Source organism: Nonomuraea sp. NPDC046570, from assembly GCF_040645915.1.
Classification (GTDB): domain Bacteria; phylum Actinomycetota; class Actinomycetes; order Streptosporangiales; family Streptosporangiaceae; genus Nonomuraea.
This window is the reverse complement of record NZ_JBEYZF010000032.1, coordinates 71,124-78,559: the sequence shown is the minus strand read 5'-3', so window position 1 is coordinate 78,559 and position 7,436 is coordinate 71,124. Positions and strand designations below refer to the sequence as shown.

The following is a 7,436-nucleotide window of genomic DNA, read 5'->3' as shown; positions in this document are numbered from 1 at the left end:
TCCTGCGCAAACTCCGCTGCTGCCCTCACCTCGCCGGGCAACTCGTCAAAGCGATCCTCGTCCTCCAACTCCGCGAATCGAGATGAAAAACGTTCCTTGCGATGCTTACGCAGTCCTGGCGTGACCTCGAAGACCGGCACCCCCTCAGGCATGCCGCCGAACTCCCGTAGTTCCTCGGATGTGGCCAGCTCTCGCCGTTCCTCTGGCGTGGGCATCCGTGTGATCACCCGCGCTTCAGCGGGAACGTGGTACGGCTCTCGCTCGGGCTTACTAGCCACCATCGATCCCCGCTTGCGAACCGTGGTGATTCGCCCCTCGGCGCGCAGCAAAGCCAGGGCGTCGCGAACCGTGTCTCGACCAACCTCGTACATCTGTGACAACTGAGATTCCGAGGGCAGCCATGCGCCTGGCTGGTAGCGGCCAGAGGTGATGTCCGCGCGGATCGCGTCGGCGACCTGCCGGTTCAGCGGCACGCCAGAGCTGTAGTCGATCACACCACACAAGTCTCATGGGGCCATATTGCCATGAGCCTTGTGGCCATGAGCCCCTAGACGTAACCTGGGGAAACGCTACCCTCTCGCTGTTTTCGCTTGAGGCAACCGCCCAACCCAGAGACGGAAGATCAACTGGTCATGACTTCCCTGCTCAGTGCCCTGCCTGACCCCGAGCTGCGCGACTCGTTCAGGCGTTACTACGTTTGGCGCGACCCCGCCGGCCGCTGGCACGCGAGGCCCCTCAGAAAGCTGTCACCCGATGACGAGGTGTTCCGAGTTCAGCCGGAACTGATCGCCGAATCACTGATCCGGCTGGCAACCGAATGCGTGTGGCATCGCTGCCGCCGCAACATCTACCGTCGTATCGCGGAGGTGCGGCGATGCCTCTGAGCGCCATGGATGACTCTTCTGCCTGGCCCGCTTGGGAGCCGTACGAAAGAAGGGAGCGCATTCGGGTCACGGAGACCTCGTGCTGCGGAGCGTATGAGTGGGCCTGCCAAGGTGGCCTGTACTTCATCCTGCGCACCACCGAGCGTGGCACCGAGGAAGCCGCGAGAGGCCTCTACCGACAGGCGCGTAACGTGTGGGAGAGCCTCGTCCTCGCGCATGCCCTGGACCACATGGACCGTGGGGCGCAGGAGAAGCCGACACGGAGAAGCCGAGGGACGGCGTGATCGCTCCTGGCGACGTACTCGGCTTGCTATGGGCGGTGGGGACGGCTTTGAACGCACAAGCCACCATGCGACGTCTGGGCAGGCTGAGCGAAACAGACCCGACCCAAATGTGTGAAGGATGCAGAGCACGGCGCCGCTCTCTCCTGCATCACGCCGCCGAGTGGGAGATGTTCGGTCCCTTCGGCGTCGCATTCATGGTCTTGGCCGAGGCGAGCAGTTGGTGGTTAGCACCCGCGGTCCCCTGGCTGCGCCGCCTGGCCGGCAGCGACCCGCAGCCTCGCTGCGTCGGCCCACGCTGCGCTGCTCACATACTCAACACCAGGTGAGGAAGACGCTTATGAGCGAGGGCAAGAACGTCCCTTCGAGCAAGCCGACCGACCTGGACACGGGCCTGTACGCCATCCGGCGGGCATACCGCGACGCCAAAGCGGGGCTCCAGACCATGCCTGATCTCGGCATGGCGTACGCGATTGCCACCCGGCTGGCTGATGTCATACGCGAGATCGCGGATGACGCCGCGCTGACCCGTGCGGAGATGGCGGCGCAGGTACGCGACGCCGAAGAGCTGTCCCTGGCCGGCCTCGCGGCACGGCTGGGGGTGTCGAAGGCGCGGGCCGGCCAGCTCCTGAAGGCTGCCCGCAAGGAATGACCCGCAGCCGGTTCTGCGGATTAGTGCGGCGTTGCGCGAGCACCGGCGCTCACCACCTACCGGGCCATGAGCTGCCCTATCAAGGGCAGCACTGATTCTGCGGATTGTGCAGCGAATATGTCTATGAGACCTGACAGCACATGCGCCAAATCCGACGCATTAAGCATCACGGACGTTCGGCACATCCGCAATTAGATCCACGGAGAGATCCGCGTATGTATCCGCTACTGTCGCATGAAGTCTGCTTCCCCCGTCGATCAGCGTTTCATCCGGCAACAGTTCGGCACAAAGAGCTTCCCGCCATGCCTCGAAGTCGCTTCGCCTCCGAGTACTATCCTCGGCGTCACAGCGCCCAGTAAGAGCCGCCGCAGATTCGCTGCTGGCGAGAGTCCAGGTGATCACCGGCAGGCTCTCATTTGCGATACGCGCCAAGAGCTGTTCAAGCACCTTGACGGCTTGCTGCTGTATGTGGAGAGCGTCAGCCACCCCTCGATCCTCCCCCATCGCTATGCGATTCTGCCGTCCGGAATGGTTATCGGCTCTTCTCCGTGCTCGTGGTCGTACATCCCCGCGAGAGCAGGGCGCCAGGAAGCGAGGTGGCTTCGCCATGGCTCACATAGAGCCGTCCGAGCCGCGGAATCGGTCTGCAAAAGGAATTGCAGATGGCGAAGTCCGTGCATCAGGACATCGATGTATCGAGGTATCGGGGCTTCCGTTGCCTCGACTTCGATTGGCTTGCCGACGGCATCGAGCAGGGCCGGGCTGATCGGCAGAGATTTCGGCCATTGATCGCGAGCGAACTCTGAGCAGTCGATCACGGCCATGTACGTCAGCACTACGGCGCTTTCATCGGCACGCCACGACGTAGAGTGCAGAAGCTTGACGCCAGAAGCCGCGTTGTTTTCCTTCAGAACGTGGGTAACCGCGGTATGCGGGTCACTGTTCTTCAGAATGGCGTCAGAGCGCCATGCGTCGTCGCCGCTGATGAGCCATATTCCGGCAGAATCAGCTGAGACCGGCCAGACCTCGACGCGGACTTCCGTGCGCTCGATCACTCGCTACCCTCCATCGCGGTTTCGTTTTGCTCGGTCGTGCTCTTCGCCGTCTTGATCAGTTGGGCCGCACGCGCCTTAGACACCCCGATGCGATCCGCCAGGCCGGCCAAGGACATTCGCTCTTGCTCGAAGATTCGAGCCGCCGACCGCGCCCGAAGGTCGGCCGATGCCTCAAAGATCCTGCGCAGCGTCTCGACCAGGTCGGTCGCGCCGTCGTATGCCCTGTTCGGGTCGGCCTCCGCGTTGATCGCCGTCACTGCCGTGTCGAAGGCGTGTTCAAGGTCGGCAAGCGCGGCCACAACCGCCTCGCTCGCGCCTTCTTTCGTCATGGACGCCAGGGTACGCGCTTCGTCAAGGGGGGACTAGACACGACACGTGTAGGCCCCCCTTGACGATCGTGCAGGGGGGACTGTACGGTCTGTCGTGTAGCGCCCCCTACACGGGCAGCCGACCAGGAGGAACCATGCTGATTCCCACGCCCCAGCGCTCGCGGCTCGTGCCGACCCTGCTCGTGATCGGCGCTCTCTTCTTCATCGTCCGCGAGCCCGCTAAGGCGGCGACCGTGGCCAGCAACGCGTTCGAGGGCCTGATGACGGTCGTCAGCGCCCTGGCCACGTTCGCCTCGCACCTCAGCTAGCCGTACGTCCAGGAACACCAAGAGGGGCGGCCCTATCCGCCAAGACACGACCGCCCCTCATTACTCCTCGCTAGAAGGAGCACATTCATCATGACCGACCGTTCCATCCACGCCAAGACACATCCCGCACACCTGTCCGTCGGGCAACTGCAAGTGGCATGGCGCGTCAGCGACGAGCCGATGCCCGCTGAGTGCGTCTACGACCCCGAGCTGCACGTCGGGCCGTACAACACCATCGAGTCCGCCGAACAGCGCGCGGCCCGCGAGAGCGTGGCGCGCGACGTGTGCGCCACGTGCCCCGCGCTCCTCTCCTGCGGTCTGTACGCGCTGAAGGTTCGACCTGCCTCCGGTATCTGGGCCGGCCGCACCCCCGCCGAGTTGGACGGCCTGGCCCGCTGGCACGGTACGCCTGAGGTGGCTGCGTGAACGTCACTCATGACACGCCTCGCGCTTTGACCGAGGGAGAGCGGACCGCCGTCGTCGTGACCGCTGCCGTTACCGGCGCGCTCGGCCTGGTCGGGTTCGTCAACAGCTTCGCGGGGGTCGCCAGTGCCGCCGCCCCGTCGTTCGGGTGGCTCGCCTGGACCGTACCGGTCGGCATTGACCTGGGCATCGCGGTGTTCTCCGCGCTCGACATCGTGGTGTCCCGGCTCGGTACCCGCGTGCGCTGGCTGCGGCTCGTTCCGTGGACGCTGACCGCCGCGACGGTCTATCTCAACGTGGCTGTCTACCTCGGCGACTGGTTCGCCGTGGTGGCGCATGCGCTGCTGCCCCTGCTCTGGGTCATCGCCGTTGAGGTCGGCGCGCACGTCATCCGTAAGCGCGCCGACCTGTCCAAGCCCAACCGGATGGACGGCATCCGCCGTTCTCGCTGGCTCCTGGCGCCGCTGCCCACACTCGCCCTGTGGCGACGGATGGTGCTGTGGGAGATCCGCAGCTACCCCGACGCCCTCGGCCGCGAGCGTGCCCGCATCATCGCCAAGACGGACCTTCAGGATCGGTACGGCGCGCTGTGGCGTTGGAAGGCCACCCGCCGCGAACGCGCCCTGTACCGACTCGGCGAACTCGCCCCCGCAGACGCGCCCATCCACGACGAGCCAGCCCCAACGCGTGGCCGTCCGACGAAGCCCCCCACGGTGGACAGCCTCCTCCCCCTGGGCAGACGGATCGCCTCCGACCTGGCACGACAGGGCAAGTCCTTGACCCGCGACGGCCTGAGAGACGCCATCCGCAGCACCGGTCAGAGCATCTCGACCGACCGCGCCGGGGCACTGCTCGACCGCTTGCGCACGAAGCGCGCCGTACAGGGCGGGGAGGCCGCGTGATGGGCGTGCGCATCACTGACACGCGTATGACCTCCGACCGCTGCGCCGACGTCGCCGAGCTTCGGAACGGGCGCTGGCTCATCACCGGTCACCCCGGACGATCCTTCGACCGCAACCAGGCCATCACCGCCATGACGCTCGCGGAGGTCCTGGCCGCTGCCCCGCCACTCGGTGACCCGGTGTGGTTCTTCGTGCAGAACTGGCGAGACGAACTCGACCACTGACTCTACGGACGGGAAGCGGTTCGACCGCTCCTGTCCCACGCCCAGCACATGGGGCGCGGCCTCATCCGCCAAGACAGCGACCGCGCCCCACCACCCCGCGAATCAATCGAGGTGTACACATCATGACCCACGAGCCAGACGAGCCCGACCGGTCGGTCCCATCGGACAAGGGCGCGGACGTCGTCCACTTGGACACCTTCCGCGCCGGTCGTCATCCATACCCGTCCGCCGGCGACCGGTCCGACCGGGCGGATGAGCCGCCCATGGACGGGCCGGTGCTGGAAGGCACCGTGCTTCGAGTGGATCAGCCCGGCGAGGCGAACCGGGACTGGCGGACAGACTTGGAGGAGAAGGCGCGCACCCGGCGTCCGATCATCCCGCTGTGGCTGCGCTCCCGGTCCGAGGCCCTGGAGACGCTGCGCTGGGCCAGCCTGCACTACGCCCACGTCGCAGGATTCCAGCTCAGCCGCACACCGCTGTACACCGGTCGCCTGGCGTTCCGCGCTCCCCGCGGTTTCGCCCGCGTGGTCGGTGGCATGGTGCGGTGGACCTTCGATCTGGAGGGCGAGCCTGTACGGCTGACCGCCGTACAGAAGGCTGATCCAGAGAGTTATCTCAAGCTGAGCAGGCAACGCGACTCGCGTGTCCGGCTCCGTGTGCTGCTGCTCATGGTCGCTCTGGTCGCGCTGTTGGTCGTGGCGCTCCTCGTGGCCGACGCGACCCGCCCCCTGCAATGGGGCGCGCTCGCGGTGGCCCTGGCCGTGCTCGGCGCACTCGGAGCACCGCCCGACCGGCCGCTGATCAACCGGGCCGTTCTACCGACCAACGTGGAGAAGCTGACCAGCGACATAGTGATCCGCGCGCTGACCTCGATCAGCGTTTCCGGCCTCAACGCCAAGAACCCCGACATCCGATTCGTCGCCCCGATCACCCGAGACGGGCCAGGCTGGCGCGCTGATCTCGATCTGCCGTACGGCGTCACCGTGGCCGACGTCCTGGACAAGCGTGATCGCCTCGCTTCTGCTCTGCGCCGTCCCATCGGCTGCATCTGGCCCGAGGGCGATCCCGCCATTCACGAGGGACGGCTGATCCTCTGGGTAGGCGACAGGGACCTGTCCAAGACCCTGGTTCGCTTCGCTCTGGCCAAGGCTGACCGCCACGACGTGTTCAAGGGCGTCCCGTTCGGCAACGACCCGCGTGGGCGCCCCGTCACGGTGCCGCTCATCCAGCACAACGTTCTGATGGGCTCGCAGCCCGGCCAGGGCAAGACCGGCGCCGTACGCACCTTGGCGTGCAGCGTGGCCCTGGATCCCACGGCCGAGATGTGGATTCACGAACTCAAGGGCACCGGCGACCTGGACCCGCTGGACAAGAACTGTCACCGGTACGTGTCCGGCATCGAAGACGCGGCCATCGCCTACGCCGCCGACTCGCTGACCCTGCTGCGCAAGGAAGTCATGCGCCGCGCCGCCGCTCTCAAGTCGCTGCCGGCAGACCTGTGCCCGGACAAGCGGGTCACCCGCCAGATCGCCGACAAGCGATCCATCGGCCTTCACCCGCTGGTGGCCATCTTCGACGAGTGCCAGAACTTGTTCGCCCACGCCGAGTACGGCCAGCAGGCCGGTGAGGACGCCGAGTTCATCATCAAGCTGGGCCGTGCCTTGGGCGTGGTGCTGATCCTGGCCACGCAGCGCCCGGACAAGCGGAGCCTGCCCACGGGAGTCTCGGCGAACGTGTCCATCCGGTTCTGTCTGCGCGTCGGTGGCCAGATCGAGAACGACATGATCCTCGGGACGTCGTCGTACCAGAACGGCATCCGGGCGACCATGTTCGTTCCCGAGGCCGACGCTGGTATCGGCTACCTGGTAGGCGCTACCCCGGTGCCCAAGGTGGTGCGCGGCGCCTACCTGGACACCCCGGCGACGCAGATCATCGCCGACCGCGCCCATGCGCTGCGCAAGGCTGCGGGGACGCTGTCGGGGCATGCCCTCGGCGATCAGCCCGAGGCCGTCGCGCCCGTGTTCGATCTGCTGGCCGATGTTCAGGCCGTCGTGCCGTCGAGTGAGCCGAAGGTGTGGAACGAGGTGGTGATCGACCGCCTGGCCGAGCTGCGCCCCGATGTCTACGGTGCCTGGGCCTTGCTGGAGGGCGGCGCGAAGACCGCCCAGCTCACCACGGCGCTTAAGCCGTACGGCGTCAAGACCTGCCAAGTGTGGGGCACTCCCGCCGAGGGCGGCAAGGGCGCGAACCGCATCGGCATCGTGCGCGACGACATCACCGCTGCACTCACCGAGCGTGACCGGGCGAAGGGTTCCGGAGCCGCTTCTTAGACCTCTAGACCTAGAGGCCCTCCCTCTAGGTCTAGAGGGTCCCCTAGA

11 protein-coding genes are annotated in these 7,436 nt (G+C 66.3%); 7 read left to right on the top strand and 4 right to left on the bottom strand.

Annotated features, from left to right (window positions below; translation table 11 throughout):
- On the bottom strand, positions 1–494 hold a 494-nt coding region (locus tag ABZ911_RS34630; RefSeq protein ID WP_358065829.1), incomplete at its 3' end, for a GntR family transcriptional regulator.
- Between the two features lie 138 nt (positions 495–632).
- Between ABZ911_RS34630 and ABZ911_RS34625 the strand changes: the two genes are divergently transcribed.
- Positions 633–884: a hypothetical protein gene (locus ABZ911_RS34625; protein WP_358065826.1), complete on the top strand. Its 252-nt coding sequence runs from the start codon at positions 633–635 to the stop codon at positions 882–884.
- 621 nt (positions 885–1,505) lie between these two features.
- Entirely contained in the window at positions 1,506–1,817 is a 312-nt protein-coding gene (locus ABZ911_RS34620) for a hypothetical protein (protein WP_358065823.1), read from the top strand.
- 159 nt (positions 1,818–1,976) lie between these two features.
- Here ABZ911_RS34620 and ABZ911_RS34615 read toward each other — a convergent pair whose 3' ends face one another.
- Genes ABZ911_RS34615 through ABZ911_RS34605 form a run of 3 tightly spaced genes read right to left on the bottom strand, consistent with a single transcriptional unit; the run spans position 1,977 to position 3,201 of the window.
- Complete coding sequence (locus ABZ911_RS34615; RefSeq protein WP_358065820.1) at positions 1,977–2,303, bottom strand: hypothetical protein; 327 nt, start codon at positions 2,301–2,303, stop codon at positions 1,977–1,979.
- A 20-nt stretch (positions 2,304–2,323) separates the two neighbouring features.
- Positions 2,324–2,872, bottom strand: coding sequence for a hypothetical protein (locus ABZ911_RS34610; protein WP_358065817.1), 549 nt, complete (start codon positions 2,870–2,872; stop codon positions 2,324–2,326).
- Positions 2,869–3,201, bottom strand: coding sequence for a hypothetical protein (locus ABZ911_RS34605; RefSeq protein ID WP_358065814.1), 333 nt, complete (start codon positions 3,199–3,201; stop codon positions 2,869–2,871). Before ABZ911_RS34605 ends, ABZ911_RS34610 begins: the two co-directional genes overlap by 4 nt.
- 134 nt (positions 3,202–3,335) lie before the next feature.
- Here ABZ911_RS34605 and ABZ911_RS34600 point away from each other — a divergent pair, with 134 nt between their 5' ends.
- From ABZ911_RS34600 to ABZ911_RS34580, 5 genes are all read left to right on the top strand, one after another.
- Positions 3,336–3,509: a hypothetical protein gene (locus ABZ911_RS34600; RefSeq protein WP_358065811.1), complete on the top strand. Its 174-nt coding sequence runs from the start codon at positions 3,336–3,338 to the stop codon at positions 3,507–3,509.
- 90 nt (positions 3,510–3,599) lie between these two features.
- Complete coding sequence (locus tag ABZ911_RS34595; RefSeq protein WP_358065808.1) at positions 3,600–3,935, top strand: WhiB family transcriptional regulator; 336 nt, start codon at positions 3,600–3,602, stop codon at positions 3,933–3,935.
- Positions 3,932–4,834 (top strand): DUF2637 domain-containing protein, encoded by a 903-nt coding sequence (locus ABZ911_RS34590; RefSeq protein WP_358065805.1) that lies wholly within the window; start codon positions 3,932–3,934, stop codon positions 4,832–4,834. Before ABZ911_RS34595 ends, ABZ911_RS34590 begins: the two co-directional genes overlap by 4 nt.
- A 5-nt stretch (positions 4,835–4,839) precedes the next feature.
- Positions 4,840–5,058, top strand: coding sequence for a hypothetical protein (locus tag ABZ911_RS34585; protein WP_358065802.1), 219 nt, complete (start codon positions 4,840–4,842; stop codon positions 5,056–5,058).
- 122 nt (positions 5,059–5,180) lie between these two features.
- Entirely contained in the window at positions 5,181–7,388 is a 2,208-nt protein-coding gene (locus ABZ911_RS34580) for a cell division protein FtsK (protein WP_358065799.1), read from the top strand.
- The last annotated feature ends 48 nt before the right edge of the window (positions 7,389–7,436 follow it).